The organism is uncultured Cyclobacterium sp. (genome assembly GCF_963977555.1).
Taxonomy (GTDB): Bacteria; Bacteroidota; Bacteroidia; order Cytophagales; family Cyclobacteriaceae; genus Cyclobacterium.
This window is the reverse complement of the sequence record NZ_CAXBPD010000001.1, coordinates 51,607-77,440: the sequence shown is the minus strand read 5'-3', so window position 1 is coordinate 77,440 and position 25,834 is coordinate 51,607. Positions and strand designations below refer to the sequence as shown.

General features: G+C 37.9%; 18 protein-coding genes. 11 read left to right on the top strand and 7 right to left on the bottom strand.

The window, feature by feature from the left end; translation table 11 throughout:
• Position 1: 1 nt before the first annotated feature.
• From AAC073_RS00210 to AAC073_RS00185, 6 genes are all read right to left on the bottom strand, one after another.
• Positions 2–433 (bottom strand): SufE family protein, encoded by a 432-nt coding sequence (locus tag AAC073_RS00210; protein ID WP_339921808.1) that lies wholly within the window; start codon positions 431–433, stop codon positions 2–4.
• On the bottom strand, positions 433–1,689 hold the full coding sequence (locus AAC073_RS00205; protein ID WP_339921806.1) for a cysteine desulfurase: 1,257 nt from the start codon (positions 1,687–1,689) through the stop codon (positions 433–435). The genes AAC073_RS00210 and AAC073_RS00205 overlap by 1 nt, the downstream gene beginning before the upstream one ends.
• Positions 1,664–2,971: a Fe-S cluster assembly protein SufD gene (gene sufD / locus AAC073_RS00200; RefSeq protein WP_339921805.1), complete on the bottom strand. Its 1,308-nt coding sequence runs from the start codon at positions 2,969–2,971 to the stop codon at positions 1,664–1,666. Before sufD ends, AAC073_RS00205 begins: the two co-directional genes overlap by 26 nt.
• Positions 2,972–2,996: 25 nt before the next feature.
• Positions 2,997–3,758 (bottom strand): Fe-S cluster assembly ATPase SufC, encoded by a 762-nt coding sequence (gene sufC / locus AAC073_RS00195; protein WP_339921804.1) that lies wholly within the window; start codon positions 3,756–3,758, stop codon positions 2,997–2,999.
• A 13-nt stretch (positions 3,759–3,771) separates the two neighbouring features.
• Positions 3,772–5,217, bottom strand: coding sequence for a Fe-S cluster assembly protein SufB (gene sufB, locus AAC073_RS00190; RefSeq protein ID WP_339921803.1), 1,446 nt, complete (start codon positions 5,215–5,217; stop codon positions 3,772–3,774).
• 251 nt (positions 5,218–5,468) lie between these two features.
• On the bottom strand, positions 5,469–5,942 hold the full coding sequence (locus AAC073_RS00185; protein WP_020891309.1) for an Lrp/AsnC ligand binding domain-containing protein: 474 nt from the start codon (positions 5,940–5,942) through the stop codon (positions 5,469–5,471).
• 480 nt (positions 5,943–6,422) lie between these two features.
• On the opposite strand from AAC073_RS00185, the gene AAC073_RS00180 reads away from it, so the two are divergent.
• On the top strand, positions 6,423–9,179 hold the full coding sequence (locus tag AAC073_RS00180; protein WP_339921802.1) for a prolyl oligopeptidase family serine peptidase: 2,757 nt from the start codon (positions 6,423–6,425) through the stop codon (positions 9,177–9,179).
• Positions 9,180–9,251: 72 nt separating this feature from the next.
• Here the strand turns inward: AAC073_RS00180 and AAC073_RS00175 are convergent, their stop codons facing one another.
• Positions 9,252–10,274: a LacI family DNA-binding transcriptional regulator gene (locus tag AAC073_RS00175; RefSeq protein WP_339921801.1), complete on the bottom strand. Its 1,023-nt coding sequence runs from the start codon at positions 10,272–10,274 to the stop codon at positions 9,252–9,254.
• 363 nt (positions 10,275–10,637) lie between these two features.
• Here AAC073_RS00175 and AAC073_RS00170 point away from each other — a divergent pair, with 363 nt between their 5' ends.
• The 10 genes from AAC073_RS00170 to AAC073_RS00125 all read left to right on the top strand — a co-directional run bounded on the left by AAC073_RS00170 (position 10,638) and on the right by AAC073_RS00125 (position 25,712).
• A complete protein-coding gene (locus AAC073_RS00170; protein ID WP_339921800.1) occupies positions 10,638–11,891 on the top strand; it encodes a PmoA family protein in 1,254 nt (417 codons plus the stop codon).
• Between the two features lie 28 nt (positions 11,892–11,919).
• Positions 11,920–12,792, top strand: coding sequence for a ThuA domain-containing protein (locus AAC073_RS00165; RefSeq protein WP_339921799.1), 873 nt, complete (start codon positions 11,920–11,922; stop codon positions 12,790–12,792).
• A 57-nt stretch (positions 12,793–12,849) separates the two neighbouring features.
• On the top strand, positions 12,850–14,271 hold the full coding sequence (locus AAC073_RS00160) for a Gfo/Idh/MocA family oxidoreductase (RefSeq protein WP_339921798.1): 1,422 nt from the start codon (positions 12,850–12,852) through the stop codon (positions 14,269–14,271).
• A gap of 24 nt (positions 14,272–14,295) precedes the next feature.
• The gene (gene uxuA / locus AAC073_RS00155; RefSeq protein ID WP_339921797.1) at positions 14,296–15,450 is read left to right on the top strand and encodes a mannonate dehydratase; all 1,155 of its coding nucleotides are present in this window, start codon (positions 14,296–14,298) and stop codon (positions 15,448–15,450) included.
• Positions 15,451–15,848: 398 nt separating this feature from the next.
• Entirely contained in the window at positions 15,849–16,733 is an 885-nt protein-coding gene (locus tag AAC073_RS00150) for a glycerophosphodiester phosphodiesterase family protein (protein ID WP_339921796.1), read from the top strand.
• Positions 16,734–16,970: 237 nt separating this feature from the next.
• On the top strand, positions 16,971–17,543 hold the full coding sequence (locus AAC073_RS00145) for an RNA polymerase sigma-70 factor (protein ID WP_339921795.1): 573 nt from the start codon (positions 16,971–16,973) through the stop codon (positions 17,541–17,543).
• Positions 17,544–17,693: 150 nt separating this feature from the next.
• Entirely contained in the window at positions 17,694–18,662 is a 969-nt protein-coding gene (locus tag AAC073_RS00140; RefSeq protein ID WP_339921794.1) for a FecR domain-containing protein, read from the top strand.
• A 137-nt stretch (positions 18,663–18,799) separates the two neighbouring features.
• Entirely contained in the window at positions 18,800–22,309 is a 3,510-nt protein-coding gene (locus AAC073_RS00135) for a TonB-dependent receptor (RefSeq protein WP_339921793.1), read from the top strand.
• A gap of 54 nt (positions 22,310–22,363) precedes the next feature.
• A complete protein-coding gene (locus AAC073_RS00130) occupies positions 22,364–24,319 on the top strand; it encodes a RagB/SusD family nutrient uptake outer membrane protein (protein ID WP_339921792.1) in 1,956 nt (651 codons plus the stop codon).
• 523 nt (positions 24,320–24,842) lie between these two features.
• Positions 24,843–25,712 carry an alkaline phosphatase D family protein gene (locus tag AAC073_RS00125; RefSeq protein ID WP_339921791.1) on the top strand — a complete coding sequence of 290 codons (870 nt, stop codon included), beginning with the start codon at positions 24,843–24,845 and terminating at the stop codon, positions 25,710–25,712.
• Positions 25,713–25,834: the final 122 nt, after the last annotated feature.

Here is a 25,834-nt window from a genome sequence, read left to right as displayed (position 1 = left end):
ATTATGCATTTATTTTGGCTTGATACGCTATTGCATATAGCTTCATTTGTTTTATCATAGCAGACAGTCCGTTAGACCTTTGGGAACCTATGATATTTCCCATGCCAATCTTCTCAATAAAGTAAAGATCTGCATTTATTATTTCACTGGCTTTTCTCTCTGACAGTACTCTTATAAGTAAACTGATAAGCCCTTTTGTAATGTCTGTATTTGAGTCTGCTTGAAAATAAATTTTTCCATCTTTAAGGCTTGTTGTCAACCAAACTTTAGACTGACATCCTTTGATGATATTTTCTTCTATTTTTGCTTCTTCAGGAAATGCTTGCAGCTGATCTCCAAGCTCCATAATATAATAAATAGTGGATTCTTTGTCATCACCGAGAATTTCAAATTCGCTAATTATTTCCTCCTGAATACTGTTTATGTCTGCCATTAATTTTTCCTTTTTGAGATTTTTGTCAAACTCTCAACTAGTCTATCAACTTCCTCTATGGTATTGTAAACAGCAAAAGAAGCCCTTACAGTTCCCTCAATTTGAAACCGCTCCATAAGTGGCTGGGTGCAATGGTGTCCGGTTCTAACGGCAATACCAGAGGCATCCAACATCATCCCCACGTCAAATGGGTGAACATTGTTTATACCAAAACTCAAAACACTTACCTTATCTCTGGCAGTTCCAATGGGAATAAAACCTTTTATGGTCGAACACCTTTCTTTGGCATGTTCTAAGAGTTGGTTTTCATGCTTTCTTATCGCTGCTTTGCCTAGTTGATTAACAAACTTTATGGCTTCCCCAAAAGCTATAACATCGCCAATATTGGGTGTTCCAGCTTCAAATTTATAAGGGAGGTCATTGTAAGTTGTTTTTGCAAAGGTGACCTCTTTTATCATTTCGCCACCACCTTGGTAAGGAGGCATTGATTCCAGAAGTTCCCGCTTTCCATATAGTACACCAACTCCGGTAGGGCCATATAATTTGTGTGCTGAAAAGGCAATAAAATCACAATTTAAATCCTGGACATCTACCTCTAAATGAGCTGTACTCTGCGCGCCATCTATAAGGAATTTTGCTCCAAATTCGTGGGCTTGCTCAATCATATCCTTTACTGGATTAATCGTTCCTAGGGCATTGGACGCATGAACTACCGCTACCAATTTGGTTTTATTAGACAATAAATTTTTGTAGGCTACTAAATCAAGTTCCCCATTGTCATGAATAGGGATAATTTTTAAAATTGCCCCCTTTTCTTCACATAGCATCTGCCAAGGAACAATATTAGAATGATGCTCTAATGTGGAGATTATTATTTCATCACCTTCACCTATAAACTTTCTACCAAAGGTAGAAGCCACTAAATTTATACCGTCTGTGGTTCCTTTGGTGAAAATCACTTGCTCCGGTGAAGGGGCATTTATGAATTCTTTAACCAGATTTCGAGTATGCTCAAAATAGTCTGTAGCTCTAGCAGCTAAAGTATGGGCTCCTCTGTGAATATTGGAATTGTCTAACTCATAATACTTTTTCAAGGCATCAATTACTTGAATGGGTTTTTGAGTAGTAGCTGCATTGTCAAAATAGACCAAAGGCTTTCCATTTACTTCTTGATGAAGTATAGGGAAAAGCGCTCTGATTTCATCTTCAGCTATAATTCCTGAATAAATACTATTTAATGGCTCCAAGTCGCTCATGTACTATTTCTTCACAGTAGTTTTTAAAGGTTTCGTTGTTGATATGGTCAAGTACTTCACCTGCAAATGCATAAAGCAACAAGGACTTGGCACTTTCTTTACCTACACCTCTCGCTCTAAGATAAAAGAGTGCTTCTTCGTCTAGCTGGCCTGTGGTACAACCATGAGAACATTTTACATCATCCGCCCAAATTTCAAGTTGTGGCTTCGTGTTTAAAATGGCCTCCTCAGACAACAGTATGTTGTTGTTTTGCTGAAAAGCATTTGTCTTTTGTGCATCCTTTCTTACGAAAATTTTACCATTAAATACGCCCCTGGATTGGTCCGTCAAAATCCCTTTATAAAGCTCATTTGATTCGGAATGCGGCATCTTATGGTCCACATTGGTATGGTTGTCTACATGGGTTTTGCCATTGAGCATATAAATCCCATACATATTTCCAGTGCAATTGGTATCATTGATATTAATGCTTAGATTATTTCTAAGCATTTCTCCGTCCAGACTCAATAGGACTGAGGTGAAAGTTGCATCCCGGGCTAAGTTTGAGCTTGTATTACTTACGCCTAGCTCTGCTTTGTGTCCATCCTGAAGTTTATAATGACGAATGTGCGCATTGCTCTCGATATTCCATTCCTGCACCTCATTGAGGAAGACCGGAGATTCATCGACAAATATAGTAATTTGTATTACCGTTGCCTGGCTGTTTTTCCCTGCATGGAAAAAGGCCCTTGGGTGGACACACTCACCATTTGAATCAGCATTTACTACATCTACCAATAATATTGGCTGCTCTAAAATTACTCCCTCTGGAATTTCAACGCTAATGCCTGATTCAAATGAATAGGAATTTAAGGCGGTAAAAGGATCCTTACTCACTGTTTCAATTGATCCAATTTCTGTTACTTCCTCTGAATTGAGGTCAGAAAATGGTTTTACTATAAATGAGCCATCACTTTTAGAAGATAATTCTGCTTCAAAAATCCCATTGTTTCTGATAAGCTTATACCCTTCAAGTGAATTAAACAATTGGTTGGCTTCCAATACCTCTCCGATATTATTAATAGTATTTGGAGAGGTGTGTTTTGTTATCTTGTCGAGAATTCGTTTGTTAATATTGGTGAATTTATATTCCTCCTCTTTTAAAGTAGGAAATCCGGTTTCGTCCAGTGATGATTTCGCAGCAGACTTCAATTCATTAAGAAGGCCGGGTGTATCTAAATTCGCCTGGGTCGAAAGGAATAATTCAACCAGTTGATGGTCTTTCTTTGTTGATATTGTCATTAGAAATTAAAATCGTGGATAAAAATTAAACCGTTGCTTCTGATAATTCATCCTTGATCCAATCGTAGCCTTTGGCTTCAAGTTCTAGTGCCAAATCTTTTGTGCCAGATTTCACTATTTTACCTTTGTACAAAACATGAACAAAATCAGGGACGATATAATCCAAAAGTCTTTGATAATGGGTTACGACTATGGTTGCATTGTCTTTCGATTTAAGTTGGTTCACACCGTTTGCCACGACTTTGAGTGCATCGATATCTAAACCTGAATCTGTTTCATCCAAAATGGAAAGAGTTGGTTCCAACATGGCCATTTGGAAAATCTCATTTTTCTTTTTCTCTCCTCCAGAAAAACCTTCATTCAAGGCCCTGCTCAATAGTTTTTGGTCTATTTCAACCAATTTCATTTTTTCCTTCATAAGAGAAAGGAATTTCACCGCATCTAATGGGGTTTGACCTCTGTATTCCCTTACTTGGTTAACTGCCGTTCTTAGGAAATTTGTAGAACTAACACCTGGAATTTCTACTGGATATTGAAAGGCAAGAAAGACTCCCTCACGGGCTCTATCTTCCGGGCTAAGTTCCAAAATGTTTTTGTTTTTGAAAGTCACAGATCCTTCCGTTACTTCATATTCTTCTCGTCCAGCCAAGACTGAAGCCAAAGTTGATTTTCCAGAACCATTTGGTCCCATAATGGCATGTACTTCACCTGCTTTAATTTCAAGGTTTATACCATTCAATATCGGGCTGCCTTCAATTGCAGCATGTAAATTTTTTATTGATAACATTTTTCTAATTTTTTTAACCTACGCTTCCTTCTAAAGTAAGGGCCAATAGTTTTTGGGCCTCTACAGCAAACTCCATGGGGAGCTGATTCAACACTTCCTTGGCATATCCATTAACAATAAGTGCTACCGCATCCTCAGAACTAATTCCTCGTTGGTTACAGTAAAATATCTGGTCTTCACCAATTTTAGATGTTGTTGCCTCGTGCTCTACCTTGGCAGTAGGGTTTTGAATATCTATATAAGGGAATGTATGTGCGCCACATTGGTCTCCCATAAGAAGTGAATCACATTGTGAGAAATTCCTAGAGTTCGTAGCCCTTTTCATTACTTGAACTTGGCCTCTATAGGAATTCTGTGATTTTCCAGCAGAAATACCTTTAGAAACAATTCTTGAACGAGTATTTTTACCAATATGAATCATTTTGGTACCCGTGTCAGCTTGCTGGTAGTTGTTCGTTACTGCAACTGAATAAAACTCACCGATTGAATTGTCACCTTTGAGAATGCAGGATGGGTATTTCCAGGTCACCGCAGAGCCAGTTTCTACTTGTGTCCATGAAATTTTAGAATTGTCTCCAGCACAAATACCTCTTTTAGTTACAAAGTTGTAAATTCCACCTTTACCATTTTTATCTCCTGGGAACCAATTTTGTACAGTTGAATATTTTACTTCAGCATTTTTTGCAGCATAAATCTCTACAACCGCTGCGTGAAGTTGGTTTTCATCCCGTTGAGGGGCAGTACAGCCCTCTAAATAAGATACATAAGATTGGTCTTCTGCTACAATAAGGGTTCTTTCAAATTGCCCTGTATTGGCTGCATTGATCCTGAAATAGGTAGATAGCTCCATAGGGCAACGTACTCCCTTGGGTATATAGCAAAAAGAGCCATCCGAAAACACAGCAGCATTTAGGGCTGCATAGTAATTGTCAGAAGCAGGTACGACAGATCCGAGGTATTTTTTCACTAAATCTGGATGCTCTTTAACTGCCTCACTAAAGGAACAAAATATTACCCCCAGTTTTGAAAGCGTATCCTTGAAGGTGGTACCCACAGAAACAGAATCCAACACTACATCTACTGCAACACCTTGAAGTCTTTTTTGCTCGTTTAAAGAAATGCCCAGTCTTTCGTATATTTTTAAAAGCTCCGGGTCTATATCGCTAATTTTTTTAGACTTGCTTTTTTGTTTTGGAGCAGAATAATACCTTAACGATTGAAGGTCTATCTTTGGGTAATGAACATTTGCCCAAGTAGGCTCATCCATTTTTCTCCATTGTTCAAAAGCTTTGAGACGCCAATCTAAAAGCCATTGAGGCTCTTCTTTTTTGGAAGAGATCCATCGAATGATGTTTTCATTGAGGCCAATTGGAGCTTCATCAGCTTCGTAATCTACTGACCATCCGTGTTCATACTCTCTGGATGTTAATTCTTCTAAGATTTCATTGTCCTTGCTCATAAAAAAGAGTTATTTAGACTAATTATATTTTGATCCACAAATATATAACATTAATCTATTTTTTATTGTTCTAAAAGGAAGGGAATAATATCAAATAATGCTTAACCAACCATTTAAAACACTGACAATCAAGGGGATAATATTAAAAAATTACTATGAGTTAAAATTGTAAATATTGAAAAAACCATATGCAATATATAAAAATCTAAATATATTTTTTATTTAGATTTAGTCTTAATAATTAATTTAAGTTACTTTTTATCAGTCGCAAGGTGTATGGGCCTGTTGATACTTTCTTCCAAAACGATAAGGGTTTCTGTTCTATCAATGCCTTCTACCAATTGGATCTTATTCAATACCTCCCTTAAGTGATTGGTGTCTTTACAAATAATTTTTGCAAATATACTATAGTTCCCAGTGGTATAGTAGGCGTTTATTACTTCTGATATGTCTTTAAGTTTTTCTATTACGGTATCGTAAAGGGAGCTTTTTTCTAAATAAATACCGAGAAAGGCAGAAATGTCATATCCTAGTTTAGAAAAGTCAATGTTCAAGGTAGCACTCTTCACTACTCCAAGGTCTTCCAATTTTCTCATTCGGACATGAACGGTCCCAGAGGAAACGAAAACCTTTTTGGCTATTTCGGTGTAAGGAGTTTTCGCATCTTTGTTGAGAAGGGATATGATTTTAAGGTCTACATTGTCAATATCTAAAATTTTGTCCATTTTTCAATAAGTTAATTGTTGATTCCAAAATAAAGATCTGCTTAAATTATTAAATTGTCAAAGAATTTGCAGACTATTTTTATTTTTAGGAATAAGAAATTGTCATTATTGCCGATTTCATGTTCATTTAAGTGTTCAAAATACCACTTGGCGGAATAATAAGTTAGTTATCTCCATCGGCTAGCATGATCAATGGCTATTTATAAAATAAATTCAAATTTTAAAAATAGGAATATTCTACAAAGGGTTTAAGTTTATAAAAAATATAGATAAAGCATCCGATCAAGTCGCGAACCTTACTTGACGCTAACAAAAGCTTATAGTAGCTACGGTTCATCTGGTTTATATGTTTCAGGTGTGGGTTTGAAAGTTTAATTTTTTCGTTGAAAGAAATAAGGAAAAGTTTATCTTAGGGGTTTATTAGTTTTCACCTAACGACTACAAAAATTGAGGTTTTCTCCAATTGTATTTTTTCTATTTATGGCATTCAATTTGGCCGCCCAACAAGCCAAACCCTCCCTATCTCACCAGGATTATGATCATTGGGAAAACATGGCTAACAAGCAAATCTCCAATGATGGGAAATGGGTGGCGATGGAAATAGCCCTTCAGGATGGGGATGGTAGGGTCGTATTGATTGAATTACAAAAAATTAAAAAGGAAATAACTATTCCCAGGGCCACAAAAGTGGCATTTTCGGAGAATAGCCGATGGCTTATAGGTTTAATACAACCAGCAAGAGACAGCATCAGACAACTAAAACTTCGGAAGGTTGAAAAAGAAAACTTTCCAGAAGACAGTTTACTTCTAATTGATTTAAAAACTGATGAAAAAATCAAAATTCCCGGAGTTGGCGGATATAAATTACCCGAAAAGGTGAAAAATTGGTATGCTTATCAGTTACCTTCCAAAGTAGATAAAGATACAAGCGCCATTGAAACCGAAACGGTAAATAGCAAGGATCAACCTTTTGTACTAAACATTAAAAGCTTCATTGGCGATAAATCTTATTCTTATGAAAGGGTGTTGGATTACGGTTTTTCTGATGATGGCAATAGCGTATATCTGGTTAGTGTTACGGAAGATAAAAAGGAAGATACCAAAACCATATCTCTACTTGATTTAGATTCCGGCAAGGAAAATATCTTAATTGATAGCTTGACAACTTATAAATTTCCTGTTTTCTCCCCATACGGTAATCAATTTGCAGTTTTGGGCAGTACTTCAACCCCAAAAGAAGAGGTTAAATATTTTCAGTTGTATCTCTTGGATGCTAAAGGGAGTTTTAAGCATTGGGAGAGTATCCCTAATCAAAAAGACCATAAGGTCAGCGAGCATTATTCACCCTCCTTTTCAGATTCAGGAAACCATTTGTTTTTTGGCTGGAATACACCGCCTATAATCCATTCTTATGCTACAGACTCAAGTATATTAGAAGAGGAGAGAGTAAGTCTTGATATTTGGGGCTGGCAAGACAAAGAGATTCAGCCCATGCAACTAAAAAAATTGGAAGATAGAGAAAAAGAGAGTAAAATAGCTGTGTATCATGTTGATACAGGTAAAACTCATGCCTTAGGGGAAAATCTTAGCAGTGATATCCATTTCAATAAATATAAAAGAGGAGATTGGGCAATTGTTCGGGACAATAGTCCCTATCAGAGAACCTATAGTTGGGACATACAGAGAGGAGAAGACCTAAGCCGGGTCAATTTAAAGACAGATGAAATTGATTTATTGGCAAAAAATGTAATCGGAAACCCTCGGATTTCTCCGGCTGGAAAATTTGTCTACTGGTACAATGCTCCAGATAGCTCATGGCAGGCCATTGATCTCGCTACCAAAGCAAAAATAGCCCTTACTTCTGAAATTAATGATGCTTTTTACAATGAATTGCATGATAGTCCATCTTTAGCAGGAAGCTATGGTAGCCCAGGTTGGGCTGAAGACGACGAATATTTTCTAGTTTACGGAAAATACGATGTATGGAAAGCTGATCCCTTTAAACGCAATCAAGCCAAAAACTTGACCGGTGTTAAAGGTGAGAAAAGTGAAATGACCTATCGCTTATTAAACCTTGATCCTGAAAGGGATTATTTTGATCTGAGTGATGAAATGATGCTTAGTGGATTTGAAAATGACACCAAAAACAGTGGTTTCTTTCGTGGTGATTGGAAGGGGGATAAGCTGCCAAAAGCGCTAGTATTTGGAGCAGCTTCCTATAATGGCTTAAAATTAGCCGAAAACAAGAAACGATACATCTATCAGAAATCTTCTTTTAAAGCAAGTCCAGATGTTTATTATTCTGAGTCAGATTTTGACAAAGAACACCAATTAAGTAAAATCAATAAACAACAAGAAGGCATCAATTGGGGAGAGGTGGAATTGGTCGATTTTTTATCCAACGATGGGGACAGCATGAATGGGCTTCTTTTTAAGCCCGAAAATTTCGATCCGAATAAGAAATACCCAATGATGGTATATTTCTATGAAAGGAGATCCGACGCTCTACATCAATATTATTCACCAGTTCCTTCAGCCTCTATAATCAATATCCCCTATTTTGTAAGCAATGAGTATTTAGTTTTTGTGCCAGATATAAAGTATAAAATCGGATTGCCTGGACCAAGCGCTTTTGATTGTATTGTTCCAGGGGTTCAGGCGATGATTGCAAAAGGAATTGTGGACAAAGACAATATTGGAATTCAAGGCCAAAGCTGGGGAGGGTATCAGGTGGCTTACATCATTACCCAAACCAATATGTTTAAGGCTGCAGGAGCAGGTGCACCGGTTGTGAATATGACTTCTGCCTATGGGGGTATCCGTTGGGGAACAGGGATGAGTCGAATGTTTCAATACGAACAAACCCAATCAAGGATCGGTGGGACACTTTGGGAAAAGCCATTGTATTATATTGAAAATTCACCATTGTTTTATACGGATAGGGTGGAGACTCCTACACTGATCATGCACAATGATAAGGATGGTGCGGTTCCTTGGTACCAGGGCATTGAATTTTTCATGGCATTAAAAAGAAATGATATTCCTTCCTGGTTATTGGTATACAATGGCGAAGATCACAATCTGAAAGAACGGAAGAATAAACTGGATTTAAGTATTCGATTGTCTCAGTTTTTTGACCATTACCTTAAGGGGGATAGGGCACCTTTATGGATGACTGAGGGGATTCCAGCCACTGAGAAAGGGAAAACTTTAAAATATGAGCTAAGTATTGATTAGCGGTTTTAACTTGTAAATAAAACTGTCGTTAGGGCATTCCGATGGGTTGGGATAAACATACTAGTTTCGTCCTTATCTTTTCGAGGAGCCTCGGATAATCAATTCATGTCTAAGGGTGATGGTATTTGTCTTCTGTAGGATTTCATGGTGTTCATCATCCAGGTGGTTGATCAGATTTTTCATGGCTACTTCTCCCATATGATAACTTGGATAGTTGATGGTACTGAGATTGGGTTCCACCATTCTGGAAATTAGGTCATTGTTAAAACCTACAATTGCAATGTCTTCAGGGACCCTTAATTTATTCTTTTTTAAGGCCATCAAACAGCTTGCTGCACAAGCATCATTCGAAACAAGTAGTCCATCTGGACGGGGTTTTAACTTTAAAATTTTTTCCACAATCCTGTCTCCTGACTCTTCTCCCAAATCATTGGTGATTATATTTTCTTCCTTAAATACCAAGCCATGATCCAAAAGCGCGTACTTATAACCCTTCATCCGGTCCGAATAAACGTTTATTTTAAGGTTTCCTAAAACATGTACGATTCGCTTGCAACCTTCCTTGATTAAATGGCTCGTTGCATCATAAATCGCCTGGGTATTGTTAATTACTACACCAGTGCAATTATTGTCCTCAGGAACTCTATCAAAGAATAGCACAGGGATTTGCTTTTTAAAAAAAGGGGCGAAGTGTTCAATATTATCAGTGGTGCCTGCCTTGGATACCAAAAGGCCGTCCACGCGACTATTAAACATGATGTTGGCATTGGACACTTCTTTTTCCAATGATTCAGTGGATTGACTGATAATTAAATTGTAACCTTCTTGTGTGGCTATTTCCTCCATTCCAGCCAATACCGAAGATTGAAATGGGCTGTTTAATTTGGGGATAATTACACCTATACTTTTCGACCTTTTCTTTCGTAGACTAGATGCAAAAATATTGGATTGGTATCCCAAGCTCTTAGCTGTATTAAGGATTTTTTCTCTTGTGTTCTCTTTTACCCTAGGGTGATTACTCAATGCCCTACTAACCGTAGTAGGGGATAATCCTACTACTTTGGCTATATCGTAAATCGTAATTTCTTTGTTCATTTAACAGTTGCTTGGCGACATTTAAACTTAATTATACTTAAAATTTAAGATTTATGCAACCGATTTCAATAGATAGCTAATATTGTGCATTATTCCGTAAGCAAAGTTTTAATCATTCGCAACCTAGTTATATTTTATAAATAAGTAAAAAGAAAAATATTATATATGAAATTTCTGGTAGAAATGTCTTAAATATTCATAAAATTGGGTAGTCCGAAAGAATTTTTCTTGTAAAAATCGATTTTTTTAGAATATTTCTAATTATATTAGAGATAAAATTTTATGAAATCGGTTGTATTGAAATAAATATATTGATATGTTTACGGAAAGAGAGGTTTAAAATAGTATTCAATATCACTCCTAATGAAATTTAGCAGATTCCTTTGTTTTTTAATAGCTGTTTGTAGCCCATTTATTGGGGTGGGGCAAAAAATTGCAGAAATATCTTTTGATGAGGTTGTTTCTTCAAAATTTGGGTATCCAGTATCATTAGACCTAAATTCAATTACTCATTTGCCAGATTCCATTTTGGTACTGATGGATGTAACCAAAGGGAAATCCATTCAAGTGCCATTTCAGGTCGATAACTTAAATGGCAGATACATCTATTGGATGATTGCACCACAATCCGACACGCATTCGTCATCCCATTTGTTTGAACTTCACAGAAAAGTTGAAAAAGTACAGCACAATGATTTCTTAGCTTTAGAACCTACAGAAAATACGCTTATTATCAAAAAAAATGGGACGAATTTATGGCAATACCAGCATGGTATGGCTTATCCTCCAGATGGCATTGACAGTGCCTATGCACGAAGTGGTTTTGTACATCCCATGAATACTCCTAATGGTAAGTCATTAACTAGGATTCAGCCCAGCGACCATTACCACCATTACGGACTGTGGAACCCCTGGACCAGGGCAACCTACAAAAATGAACTCATAGATTTTTGGAATTTAAAGGAGAAGCAAGGTACCGTAAGGTTTGCTAATTTTCTTAATAGAACTTCGGGTCCGGTCTTTGCCGATTACAAAGCGCTACACGAACACGTGGTCATGAAGAATAGAAAAATCCCTGAGATAGCCATGACAGAAGTACAAGGTACTCGGATTTATGCTTTAGAAAAGGACAATGATTACTACTTGGCTGATATTAGTATCGTATTGAATACAACTCCTGAAGAACCTGTGGTTTTGGAGGAATACAGGTATGGGAGTCTAGGATGGAGGGCAACTGAAAAATGGAACCGCTATAATAGTGAAATAATTACCTCAGAAGGCTTGGACAGGAAAACAGCAGATGGCAGCTTGGCAAGATGGTGCATTGTTCAAGGGGAATTGGATGAAGATTATGGTGCTGTAGTCATGATGTCTTATCCCTCAAACTTCAATCATCCTGAACCTTTGAGGATTTGGCCGGAAGACATGTACGACAGGGGAGATATGTACGCTAATTTTGCCCCAACTAAAAATAGGGATTGGAAACTAGAACCCGGCAAATCTTACCAACTCAAATACCGTTTTTTAGTATCTTCGAAGAAGATAAGTCCAGAACAAGCAGAAGCTGCTTGGATGCAATTTGCACACAAACCAACCATAACAATTCATAAATTCTAATTATTCTTACTGAACCAACATTATAAAAATGAATAATAGTCCGTCATTCTTTAACCTAGTAAAACAACTTGAAGTCTTTGCCTTGATAGCCATTTTATTGGTTTCAGGTACTGTCTTAGCTGAAGCAAAGGCACCAAAAAATTATTTAAAGAATAAAAATGTATTGGTATTTACCAAAAATGGGAAAGGTTTTGTCCACGATAATGTCCCTTTCGCAGTTGCAAGCTTAGAGAAATTGGCCCTTGAATATAAATTTAGAATAACGGTAACAGACGACCCTAACTATTTTACTGAGGACAATCTTCAAAGTATAGATTTGATGGTGTTTCCAAGCACCAATAATGAGGTGTTTACTAATAATGATCAAAGATTAGCCTTTAAAAGATACATTCAAGCCGGTGGTGGACTAGTGGGGCTGCACTCAGTTATTGGTACAGAAAGGAATTGGGAATGGTTTAAAATGCTAATAGGAGGCACCTTTGTTGGGCATCCTAAATACCAAAAACTGGCTATCAATAAAATAGATAAAGGTCACCCTTCCATGCTTGGTATTCCTAATATATGGGTCAAAGAAGATGAATGCTATTTGATGAAGGAGCTTTATCCAGGGGCAAAGGTTTTAATGGCGCATGATTTGACTTCCTTAAATGGGGAGCAGCACGAGATGGTAATGGAAAAAACCGCTCCGTTTCACAAGTATTATCCAGCAGTTTGGCACCAGGATTTCGATGGAGGATTTGCATGGATTACCGCATTGGGACACAATAAGAAAGATTATGAAGATCCCATTTTCCTAAAGCATATTTACCAAGGCATGAATTATATCGCCAGCCGCATTTCTAAAAAAGATTACTCAAAAGCATACGCCAATGCCTGGGATAGTCCTGTAGATTTCAAATAAGCATTAGGCTTTCATTAATTAACAAAATACAATAGAACAATTTTAAAGAGTGCTTCTATGAAAAACGCCAAAAATACCAATGAATCCAGAAGGAAATTTATTAAATCAACAGGTAAAGGTGCATTAGCTGCTTCATTGGCAGTGACAGGTTTCCCTACCATCGTGCCTGCATCCGTTTTAGGAAAAAACGCCCCTAGTAATAAAATCAATATTGGTCAGGTTGGTTTTGGCAGAATTGCCATGACACATGACTTGCCTGAAACATTGAAGAATGATATTGCCAGGGTAATTGCCGTTGCAGATGTTGACAGCAATCGTGGCGCTCAGGGTAAGAAATGGATTGAGGATTTTTACGAGAAAAAAACTGGGAAATCCAACTATGTAGATGTAAAAGTATATGATGATTTTCGAGAAATGATTGCTCGAAAAGATTTAGATGCAGTAATCATAAGTACACCCGACCACTGGCATGCTCAACCAGCAATGGAAGCTGCATTAGCAGGGAAAGATATTTACCTTCAAAAGCCGACTTCTTTAACAATTGCAGAAGGTAGGATGATGAGTGATATTGTACATAGAACAGGGGCAGTTTTTCAAATTGGCAGTCAGCAAAGATCACTTAACCCTTGGCCTCAATTTAAAAGAGCCTGTGAACTTGTGCGCAATGGAAGGATAGGAAAAGTTGAAAAAATATACATTGGTTTGCCAGGAGATCCTGCTGGAGGAACGGCTACAGAAATGCCTATTCCGAAAAACCTTAACTATGACATGTGGTTAGGTTCTACCCGTTGGGTTCCTTATACTTTAGATAGGGTGCATTCTCAGGATAACATTACCTCAAGGCCGGGATGGTTGCGATGTGAGCAGTTTGGGGCCGGCATGATTACAGGATGGGGAGCGCATCATTTAGACATAGCACATTGGGCAATGGGCAAGGAATACTCTGGTCCAATAGAAGTTGAAGCAACAGCTTCTTTCCCAACGGAAGGGCTTTGGTCTGTTCACGGAGACTTCAATGTAAAAGCCAAATACGACAACGATGTCATCATGGAAGTAAGTGGAGATTACCCTAATGGTGTGCGTTTTGAAGGTACAGAAGGTTGGATTTTCGTTGCACGAGGAAATGTTGGCGTAACAGCCAGTGATCCTGTGCCTGGAGGTAAGGCCAGTGATGCTTTTAAAGCCAGTGATCAAAAAATCTTAAATTCTGTAATAGGGCCTGACGAAATACATCTTTATGAAAGTGAAGAGCAGCACAAGAACTGGCTAAACTGTATTATTTCCAGAGAGCAAACCATCGCTCCAGTAGAAGTAGCTCATCGCTCTTGTAGTGCTTGCTTGGTTTCCCATATAGCCATGAAACTTCCGAGGAAATTGTATTGGGACCCTGTCAGGGAGAAATTCAAAAATGACGATGAGGCCAATGCGATGTTGTCGCGACCTCAAAGATTCCCTTATGGTACTTCAAATGTTCTTTAATCATTCGTACTCTTAGACTATTATATGTCGTTAATTCAAAGCTGGCGTTGGTTTGGTCCCAATGATTCAGTAAGTCTTCAGGATATTTTACAGGCAGGAGCTACAGATGTAGTTTCTGCCTTGCATTATATTCCTCATGGAGAAGTTTGGCCACTGGAAGATATATTAGAAAGGAAAGCCCTGATAGAAGCTGCTGGATTAAAATGGACAATAGTAGAGTCTGTTCCCGTTCACGAGGCTATAAAAACCAGGAGCGATGTAAATGAAAAATACCTTGATAATTATAGAACTACATTAAGAAACCTCTCGAAAGCGGGCCTTAAACTTGTGTGCTATAATTTTATGCCTGTTTTGGATTGGACCAGGACCGACCTATCTTATGGTTTGGAGAATGGAGCCAAAGCACTCTATTTTGATTGGGCCGATTTAGCTAGTTTTGACCAATATATATTACAAAGAAAGAATGCTTTATCCTTTTACTCCGATGAAGTAGTTGAATTGGCCAAGGAAAGGTGGCTTGCGATGACAGAAGTTAGGAAAAAAGAGCTGTCTGACATCATTCTTATGGGTGTGCCAACTGAAAAGAGCATGACAAAAGAAGCGCTATTGAATAGCATTGCAATATATAAGAAAATAGGAAAAGCTGGCCTTAGAGACAACCTGATGTACTTTCTTAAGTCCATTCAGCAGACCTGTGAAGAAGAGGGTATTACAATGACCATTCATCCTGATGATCCTCCATTTCCGATTTTAGGTTTACCCAGAATTGCCTCAAATGAGGAGGACCTATTGTACATTTTGGATAAAGTACCAGAATCCTTCAATGGCATTTGTTTCTGTACCGGGTCACTCGGTGCGGGTGGACACAACAAATTAACTGACATCCTTGCTAAGGTTGGGGAAAGGGTGCATTTTGCCCACCTAAGGAATGTTAAAAAGAACAGTAGGGGAGATTTTTATGAAGCAGAACATCTGAATGGGGATGTGGATATGGTAGCCATAATGCAACAGCTAATCAAACTGAATAAAACCCGAAATGCCCCTATCATTTACAGGCCTGACCATGGGCATCAGCTTTTAGACGACCTTGGAAAGCAAACGAACCCTGGTTATTCTGCAATTGGGCGATTAAAAGGATTGGCAGAGCTTAGAGGGCTGGAAATAGGGCTAGACAGGTAATACTCCTATTTGATTAAAAGCCAAAAGTAGCAATAATAAATCGATTAGGTTTTGGAAATTAGTCAGCATAAGCCTTATCTAGTCCTTAGAATTTTACTTGAAAAATAGATAACTCGTAACCGAATTAGGGTGACTATCCTGTGTCATTTTTCTTAAAGGGCATAAATATCATGGGTGTGGATGATGGCCAATAAGAAGCAACATGTGTCCCATGATTTCGGTTTCGAACATGAATCCTCTTTCAATATTCGATGCTTTTTAAATAATTGTAATATTCTTGTTATCGTTTTTATTTTCGGGTTCACTACTCGGACTTATCGTTTGAAATTTTAAGAAAAGGGAATTACCTTGTTAATTCATTTAGAATTAGAAATTGAATCAATTCATTAGAAGAAAACATGCCCAAAGAGAATTCAAATAAGAACAAATTTTTCCCTATTTTAGGTAAGGGTAAAGTTATTACCACCCTTCTTATTCTATTAATGTTGGTTAACGGAACCTTGCTAAAAAACACGATGGCTCAAAGTGTAGAGATGCCTAGCAAAGGTTTTTGTGCACACAGGGGAGCAATGACTACGCACCCTGAAAATACTTTGCCAGCATTCGAACAGTCAATTGCATCTGGTGCCCAGATGATAGAGTTTGATGTGCTATTTAGCAAAGATTCTGCTTTAATTGTCATGCACGATGGAACAGTAGACCGAACGACCAATGGAAGTGGGGAAGTGGCCATGATGGATTCCAAAGAAATAAGAAGCCTTGATGCTGGCAGTTGGAAAGACCAATCCTTTACTGGAACAAAGGTGCCTGTATTAAGAGAAGTTTTGGAGATGATGCCTACCAATATTTGGTTGAATGTCCATTTAAAAGGGGGGTATGAGCTAGGTAAAAAAGTGGCTGCAGTCATTCTGGAAATGGGAAAAACCCATCAGGCAGTAATGGCAGTACAGGAAGATGCAGCTAATGGGGCAAGGTCTGTCTCTGATAAAATTTTGATCTGCAATATGGAAAGGCAATCGGGTGGATTGGACTATGTGGAAGGAACCATTGCCATGAAAGCAGATTTTATCCAACTCAAAGGCCCAATAACGGCAGATTTTAATAATTATGCTAAAAACCTTCATGATAATGGTATTGGCATCAATTTTTTTGGCACAGATGATCCTATCATGTTCAAGGAGTTGTTTGATTTGGGAATAGATTTTCCTTTGGTCAATGATATAGTTACAGCCATGGAACATGCGGATGAGTTTGGAATTGTACCTGTGTCTAGAATAGAATAATTTTGTAATTCCTTATTTAGGTTTGTATTTATTAATGGAATTTTACTTTTGGTGTGGTCTGAAGTTTAAAATCCGATTCTGAAGTAATTTTTTCCTATAGGAATTTGTGTTTTTGATATTTCGAATATTCCTATGCCTTAATACTTTTTATTAAATTCAACAGGTTTTTTACATTTTTTTGATAAATAAAAAATAGCTTTATTTAACGGTTAAAATATCTTATATAGCGAATTAAAATTGTCAGAGGAGGAACTAAGTCGACAACTTTACCTTGGTAGAGAAGAGGCTTTCAATGCTATCTATGAGAAGTATTGGAAAAGGCTCTATAGCTATGCCTTCAAAATATTTGAAGATCAGATAGTTTGTGAAGATATGGTTCAGGAAGTCTTTGTTAGGTTATGGGAGAGAGCTCAGCTTAATCAAATAGAAAAATTGGAGAATTATCTATTCAAAGCAATAAAGTTTCAAGCATTAAATGCTGTTAGAAACCTTAAACAAACTACTGATTTCGAAGAACTTTTTAATCATTTACCAGATAATTTGGGAGTCGACCTACTTCTGGAAGAAAAAGAGATGGCGCTTAAATTGGAAATGATTGTTAAAACACTGCCTATTAAGTGTCGTGAAGTATTTATTTTGAGCAGACAGGAACAATTGTCCAATAAGGAAATTGCAGTGAAATTGGGTATTTCCAAAAGAACTGTTGAAGCACATCTTAATAAAGCTTTAAAAATAATCAAAAATAATATTGGCGAAATATTTATCTGTTTTTATCTATTTTTAAACCAAATTTTAATAATAAATTTTTAAAAAATTCATAATTGTAAAATAATAATTTAAAAATATATAATTAGTTTAATTAATAATTTATTAGAAGTGCTAATTATATAAAATAAATTTTGTTTTAACTAGGTGTGAATTGGATCTCATGTTACTTGCATTATGGTAAGCGTGAAATCCATGGAAAAGAAAAAATTTATAAGATTATTACAGAAGCAATCCAAAGGGGAGGCAAGCCCACATGAAGTGGATCAAATAAAGCATGTTTTCGACCTGCTTCAAAATAGAAAAATTGAGTGGTCACTTTCTGCCAACCAGGAAAAAGAGCTTAAAATAAGAATAAAACAGAAAATAGATCTCAATAAAAAGGAAGTAAAAGTTCCATTTAAGCTAGCTACTGTTTTAAAATGGGCAGCTATTTTAACGCTTGGGTGCTCACTTACCTATTTGCTATTTTCATCCATAAATGAAAAATCACACAATTTAGAATGGGTTGAGAAAGTCACTAGCGAAAGCGAAAAGAGAAAGGTGACATTTCCTGATGGATCAGTGGTTTATATGAATACCAATTCCAAGGTTCGATTTCCTTTGCGTTTTGAAGAGGGTGTTAGGGAGGTTCATTTTGAAGGGGAAGGATTTTTTGAAGTTAAAAAGGATAAACAAAATCGGTTCGAGGTTTACAGCAATGGCGTGATTACCCGTGTCTTGGGCACCACCTTTAATATTTCAGCGATTGACAATGACCAAGTCGAAGTTACAGTGGCCTCTGGTAAGGTTGAAGTCTCAGAAGATTCACCAGGAAATTTAAATTTTAGCGCCATCGAGCCAAATCAGAAAGCCACAATAAATAAAGGCGATAAAGAAATTAAGGTTGAAAACATTGATCTCGACAAGGTTTTAGCATGGAGAGCAGAACAGATGTTCTTTGATTTGCTTCCTTTTGATCAGGTGGTAGAAGCTATAGGGAAAATGTACCATGTAGATTTTGAAATCAAGGGAGAAAATAAGGATTTTTGTTTAGTACGTGCGTCCTATTCTAATGATAACCTATTTTCCATTCTTTATGGGTTAAAAAATATTGTTGATTTTGAATGGAAAAAAGCAAGTGACAGGAAAATAATAATAGCATATAAAGGATGTATCAATTAAAGGAGAGTGCCTATGTAATATCACCGTTATAAATCCAAAATAAAACCGGAACTGCTCGAACAGCTCCGGAATTGAATCAAAAGGTAAAACCCGAAATCGGGTAAAACCTACATTTATTAATTTAACCTTACAAAAGTATGAAAAATTATTTACTGAGGATAATTGTGCGTATTTCAAAACAAACATTAAAGCTTTTTCTGCTAATGTTGCTAGGCCTTCAGACTTTGATTGCTGAACCTTCAACAAGTCAGGATTTAGAGGACTATCAAATTCAACTTCAAGCGATAGACCTGAAGTTGGTGGAGGTATTAAATCAGCTTGAGCAACAAACTGATTTAGTTTTCGCTTACAACCGAGCCGTAGCAATCGACAAAACAAAAGTTACATTAAATTTATCTACTGACCTTAAAAAAGTTCTAGAGCAACTATCAGGCATGGTTGCTTATGATTTTAAAAGAGTCAATGAGAATATTTACGTAATAAAGAGGCCGAAAAACAACAATATTTCCTCTACCTCAAAAGTTACATCAGGTGATAATTTCGCTATAGCTATTAGTGGAACTGTTGTTGATGAGGGTGGAGCACCCATTCCAGGCGTAACGGTGTCTATTCCGGGAACTTCTGTTGGAACAGCGACTGACTTGGATGGAAAGTATACTTTAAGTGTTCCTGAAGGAGCTACACTTGTTTTTTCTTTCATAGGCTACCAATCCCAAAGTGTAGCAGTAGGTACAAGAAGTTTAATAGATGTAACCCTTGTTGAAGACATCTCTTCCCTTGAGGAAGTTGTTGTTGTTGGATTTGGTGAGCAAAAGAAGGCAAACCTTACAGGTGCTGTCTCAACCATAGATGCTGCGGTGATTGCAGAAAGACCGGTACAAAATGTGGGTCAAATGCTTCAGGGCGTTATACCGGGCCTTAACTTACAAACCGGAGGCTTGGGTGGTGAATTGGATCAATCCCTAAATTTCAATATTAGAGGGGCCGGTACTATAGGTCAGGGATCTACTTCTTCCCCTTTGGTTTTGATCGATGGAATGGATGGAGACTTAAATGCTTTAAACCCACAGGATATCGAAAATATTACGGTGCTAAAAGATGCTGCCGCGGCTTCAGTTTATGGTTCGAGAGCAGCTTTTGGGGTAATATTGGTTACCACCAAAAGTGGTAAAGAAGGAAAAGCTAAGGTGAATTACAACAATAACTTTCGTTTCGGACAGCCTAGAGGTTTACCCGACATGATGGATTCACATACTTTTGCTTTGTATTACAATGAAGCGGCATACCATGCAGGAAGAAGCCCCATATTTGACGATGAAACCATTGATCGGATTGTTCAATATCAAAATGGTACGCTGGAAGCTTCTACCGTAGCGGATAACAATGGTGAACGCTGGCAGTATTATTCTGCTTCCAATGGGAACACGGATTGGTTTGCTGAACAATACAAAGCAATGACTTTTAGCCAGGAGCACAATCTTAGTGTGAATGGTGGAAGTGAAAATGCGAAATACTATGTTTCTGCCAATTACCTGGACCAAGGAGGACTTACCCGACATGCAGATGATAATTTTAACAGGTATGGCATCACAGCTAAAGTTGATCTTAAAATCAATGACAAGGTTTCATTTTTATACAACAACAGGTTTGTGAGAGAAAATTTCACCAAGGCCATGCACCTTAACAACTTGTTTTATCACAATGTTGCCAGGAGATGGCCTACCGTGCCTGTGAAAGACCCCAATGGATTTTATTCCTATCCTTCTGAAATCAATCAGATGCTAACTGGAGGAAGGGTAAACAACCTGAAAGACTACTATTACATGCAAGGTCAGTTGACTTATACACCAAAAGACAACTGGAACATTATAGCCAGCATTAACTATAGGTTAATCAATACCAATAATGACAGCAATGTGCTGCCTGCATTTGCTTATGATGTGGATGGAGAGACCTATCCAGCACCTGTTTTCTGGAATGCTGCAGGCCATACCGCGGTAAGTCAATTTAACCAGAAAGAGGATTTTTTCACAAGCAATATTTATTCAGATTACAGTTTTGATCTAGGTGAAGGTCATAATTTCAAGGTGATGGCTGGTTTTAACTCTGAGATGAATAAATACAGAAACATCAGTGCCAGTAGAACAGGTTTAATTACCCCAACTGTCATTTCTATCAATACTGCTACTGACAATTTCCAAAATGCAGGCGCCCTTAATCACTGGGCTACCGCAGGGTTCTTCGGGAGATTGAACTATAACTACAAAGAAAAATACCTCTTTGAATTTAACTCAAGGTATGACGGATCGTCAAGGTTTATTCAAGATTTGAGATGGAATTTGTTTAACTCCGCATCTGTAGGTTATAATTTGGCCAGAGAAGACTTTTGGACTTGGGATGACAAAATCCAAATGTTGAAAATCAGGGGTTCTTATGGTGAGTTGGGCAACCAGAATACATCTAGCTGGTATCCATTTTACCTAACCCAGCCTTTCTCTGTCAACTCCGGAAGTTGGTTAGTAAATGGCATTAGGCCCAATACTGCCAGTGCACCTGGTCTTATCAGTAGGTTCATGACTTGGGAAAGGGTTAGAAGTTACAATATTGGTTTGGATATGGGAATGTTCGACAACCGCCTAACAGTGAATTTTGATTATTTCACTAGACTGACCTTAGATATGGTTGGCCCTGCACAGGAATTGCCAGTGATTTTGGGGACAAGCGTTCCATTAATCAACAATGCTGATTTAAAATCTTGGGGGTTTGAATTAGAGTCAACATGGAGAGACAATATCGGGGAATTCAATTACAGTGTTAGAGGAGTGCTTTCAGATGATCAGATGAAAGTAACAAAATACCCCAACGACACTTATAACCTTAGCCAATGGTACGAGGGTGAATTAAGCGGAAATATCTGGGGCTATGAAACGGTTGGGATAGCCAAAGATCAGGCAGAAATGGATCAGCACCTGGAAACGACCAATCAAAATCAAATGGGTACCAACTGGATGGCAGGAGACATCATGTACAAGGACGTAAATGGTGACGGCATTGTTAACAGCGGAAGCAATACCCTTGGTGATTCAGGAGACCGAAGAATTATAGGTAACTCTACCCCTAGATATAGGTATAGCTTCGATCTTTCCGGTCAATACAGAAATTGGGATTTTAGAATTTTTATCCAAGGAGTAGCCAAAAGAGATTGGATGCCAAACGGCCCATACTTCTGGGGTACAGGAGGTCAAAACATGTGGCAGGCAGCAGGATTTATGGAGCACATGGACTTTTATAGGGATGAGAATTCTCCAATGGTCCAAGCTGGCCTGGCTGACGTAAATCTTGACTCCTATTTTCCAAGACCTGTTTTCGATAATGGTAAAAATAACCAGACCCAAACCAGGTTTTTACAAAGCGCAGCTTACATGAGGCTGAAGAACCTACAAATTGGATATAGCCTTCCCTCGGAAATTGTTTCAAGAATTGGTGTGGGCAATGCCCGTTTTTATGTATCGGGAGAGAATTTACTGACCTTCTCTAAAATGTCTAAAATATTTGATCCTGAATCTGTGGGATTATCCGGCTGGAATGATGGGAAAACCTATCCATTCTCTACTGTTTATTCATTGGGTTTAAATGTTAACTTTTAAAGAGAATTTGTGATGAGAATACATATAAAATCTAAATTGTATATAGCCTTAGCAATGGTATTACCGTTGCTGAACATGTCTTGTAATGAATTTTTGGAAAGAGAGCCATTATCTGTGGTGACACCCGAAGCTTACTTGCACTCGGAAGCTGATCTGGCTGCTTACACCATTAATAATTATGCCTTTCCTACGCATTCTGGATGGAATGTTGGAACCTTTGGTTATGACAACCATACAGACAACCAAGCCACTACCAATGCCAGCAATTTGTGGATACCCGGAGAGTATAGGGTAAGCCAGACTGGGGGTACTTGGAACTTCGGACAAATAAGGGACATGAATTATTTTCTGGAAACCGTTGTCCCTCGTTGGAAGGCCAACGGGATCTCTGGGAATACTTCGAACGTTGAGCATTATATAGGAGAAGGTTATTTTCTGAGGGCTTACGAATATTTTAATAAGGTTCAGAGCTTAGGTGATTATCCTATAGTGAAAAATACCCTTCCGGATGATTTAGAAACTTTAACTGAAGTTTCCAAACGAAAACCTAGAAACGAAGTGTCCAGGTTTATTATTTCTGATCTTGATTCTGCCATTAATCTTTTGTTGGTTAGCCCTCCAGGTGGGAAAAATAGAATCAATCAAATGGCAGCTTTGAATTTTAAATCTAGAGTGGCACTTCATGAGGCTACTTGGCTGCTATACCATAAGGGTACCGCACATGTACCAGGAGGGCCGGGCTGGCCTGGGGAAGCAGATAATCCTGGTTTTAGTATAGATATCGATCAGGAAATCGATTACTTTCTCAACGAGGCCATGGAAGCAGCTGAATTGGTTGCTGATCAGGTTTCCTTGACCACCAATACCCTTGATGATGGCTACGATTCCTCAGAAAATCCTTACCATAAAATGTTTGGGGACTTAGACATGAGTCAGTATGAAGAAGTATTGCTTTGGAGACAATACGACCATACATTGGGTATTCGTCACAATATCAATGCTTATATCAATTCAAATGGTGGCAACACGGGTTACACCAAAGGGCTTGTCGAAAGCTTTTTGATGGCCAATGGCCTACCAATTTATGCTGCTGGATCAGGGTATAAAGGGGATGATTATATAGCTGATGTCAAGGCAGATCGGGACAACAGGCTTCAGATATTCATGAAGGATGAAGGAGAAGTTCGTTTGTCTGACCAAACCAACGCTGATGGAACACCTATTACAATTACCCAACCTGAAATTATGGGAAATCAGGAAACCAAGTATGTTACTGGATATGGAATTAAAAAAGGATTTAGTTATCTATCCTCCCAAACCGTTGGCGAAGCAGGAACTGTAGGTTCTATGGTGTTCAGAGCAGCAGAAGCTTACTTGAATTATATTGAAGCCTCTTACCTGGCCAATGGAAATATTGATGCCAAAGCAGCTGTTTATTGGGAAGCATTAAGGGTGAGGGCAGGTGTTAGTCCGGACTTTAATCTTACTGTTGCCAATACCAATATTAGCAAAGAGGCCGATGGGGATATGGGTGCTTATTCTGCTGGAGAAATGTTATCAGATCCAATATTGTACAATATTAGGAGAGAAAGAAGAAATGAGTTGATTGCAGAAGGCATGAGGTTTTTTGACCTCAGACGTTGGAGGGCTATGGATCAACTTGAGACAGATCCCTATATCGTAAAAGGTTTCAAGCTTTGGGGGCCAATGGAAAGTTGGTACGTGGATGAAGAAACCAATGAAACTTTATTGATCGCGGCAGGATCCAATGATTCAGCCACTCCAAACGTTTCTAATCCTGAAGAAAGTGAATACCTTCTTCCATACAGGATCATGCTTGGTGGAACTAACCTTGTAAAAGATGGATACAAATGGGCTACTGCACACTACCTGGAGCCTATAGCTATCCAGCATTTTATCATTACCTCTCCGAGCGGAGACCCATCAAATTCCGTGATTTACCAAAATCCGGGATGGTCACTACAGGCCAATGAAGGAGCTTTGGACTAATAGATTACCTAGTTTTAATACTAATTGCTAAAAGCAATACCTATTTGGGTATTGCTTTTTTTATGGGATTTTATGTAAAATACAGTAGCAATTTTCTTAAAAGCGACTGAGTGGCGTCGAAACCTTCTTAATATTTTTAGCCTAATTCTCCTATAAATTTTCAAATGCCGAGACTTCATTTTTTTTGGGGTAGAAAGTTGATTTTGTAAGCCATATCAAATCAGTAAATAGGGATCAATAATTTCTGCTTAAAGTGCTGTATAAATGAATTCGTTTCCAATTTTGGATTGTCTAATTTCAGTGAAGTATAAATCTGGATTAAGTACTTAGTAATGTATTTTATGTTTAAAATAAACAAAAAATTATCGTTTATTTTATCTATTGTTGACCGAAAAATGTATGGTTTACATTAGGTTTTAAAAATCTTTATGGAACAATACAAATCCACATGTTTGGTTTTATCCTGTAAATATTATTACAGCGTATTTTCTGCCCGCACCGATGGGGTTTGGGGAATCATACGATGTTGGAACAAATTCAGGACAGGGGAAACCATGCGATGTTATTGTTGGGAGATATTGCAGTGCAGGATCGAAATGACCATTTAGGAATGCATAGGGCGGATTACCTATTGAGAGATTATTTACCCGCATGGAAAAGCTTTGTATCAAAAACACCGGTTTATGCCTCTTGGGACGATCATGATTATTTCGACAATGACAAAGCAGGAATTCCTGAAGGTTATTCAGCAAAGGATCGCGAGGGGGTAAGGGAAGTTTTCCAGCATGCTTGGGTTAACTCCAGCTATGGGGATGAATCCATAAAGGAAGGGATATTTACAAGAGATAGAATTGGTCCTTTTGATATAATCATGACCGATAACAGGTTCTACCGAACCAGGGAAGAAGGATCTTTCTTAGGCCAACGTCAAATGGACTGGTTAAAGAAACAATTGCTGGATTGTAAAGGTCCATTTATAATACTTTCCTGTGGTTCAATGTGGAGTGATTACGTGTCCAATGGAAAAGATTCTTGGGGGGTAAATGATCCGGAAGGTAGAGAAGAGCTATTTAGTTTTATAGAAGAAAATAAAATCAGTGGCGTACTTTTAATTTCAGGTGACAGACATGGAGCAAGAGGGTTTACAATACCTAGAAAATCTAATTTTGGCTTCTATGAATTTGAAGCAGCAAGCTTGGGAGCGAGAGTCGGACCTTCTGCCAGCGACCCCAAATGGAATACCCAGTTGTATGGAATAGACGGGGATTTTGCTTTCGGTGAGTTTACTTATTTACCATCCAAAAGGGATCCTGCTGTAATGTTCCGTTTGGTAAGCCAAGAGGGGCATTCATTATTTGAAAAAATCATTACAAGAAGTGAGCTGACACCCTAATCTATCCATTTTTTTTAAAGCATTTATCGGTTTATGGGCATTTAGATTGATTAATATCTCAATTTTAATTTGACCTTTATTCTCTACACAAAATTTTTCAGTATAGTAGTAATAGCATTACC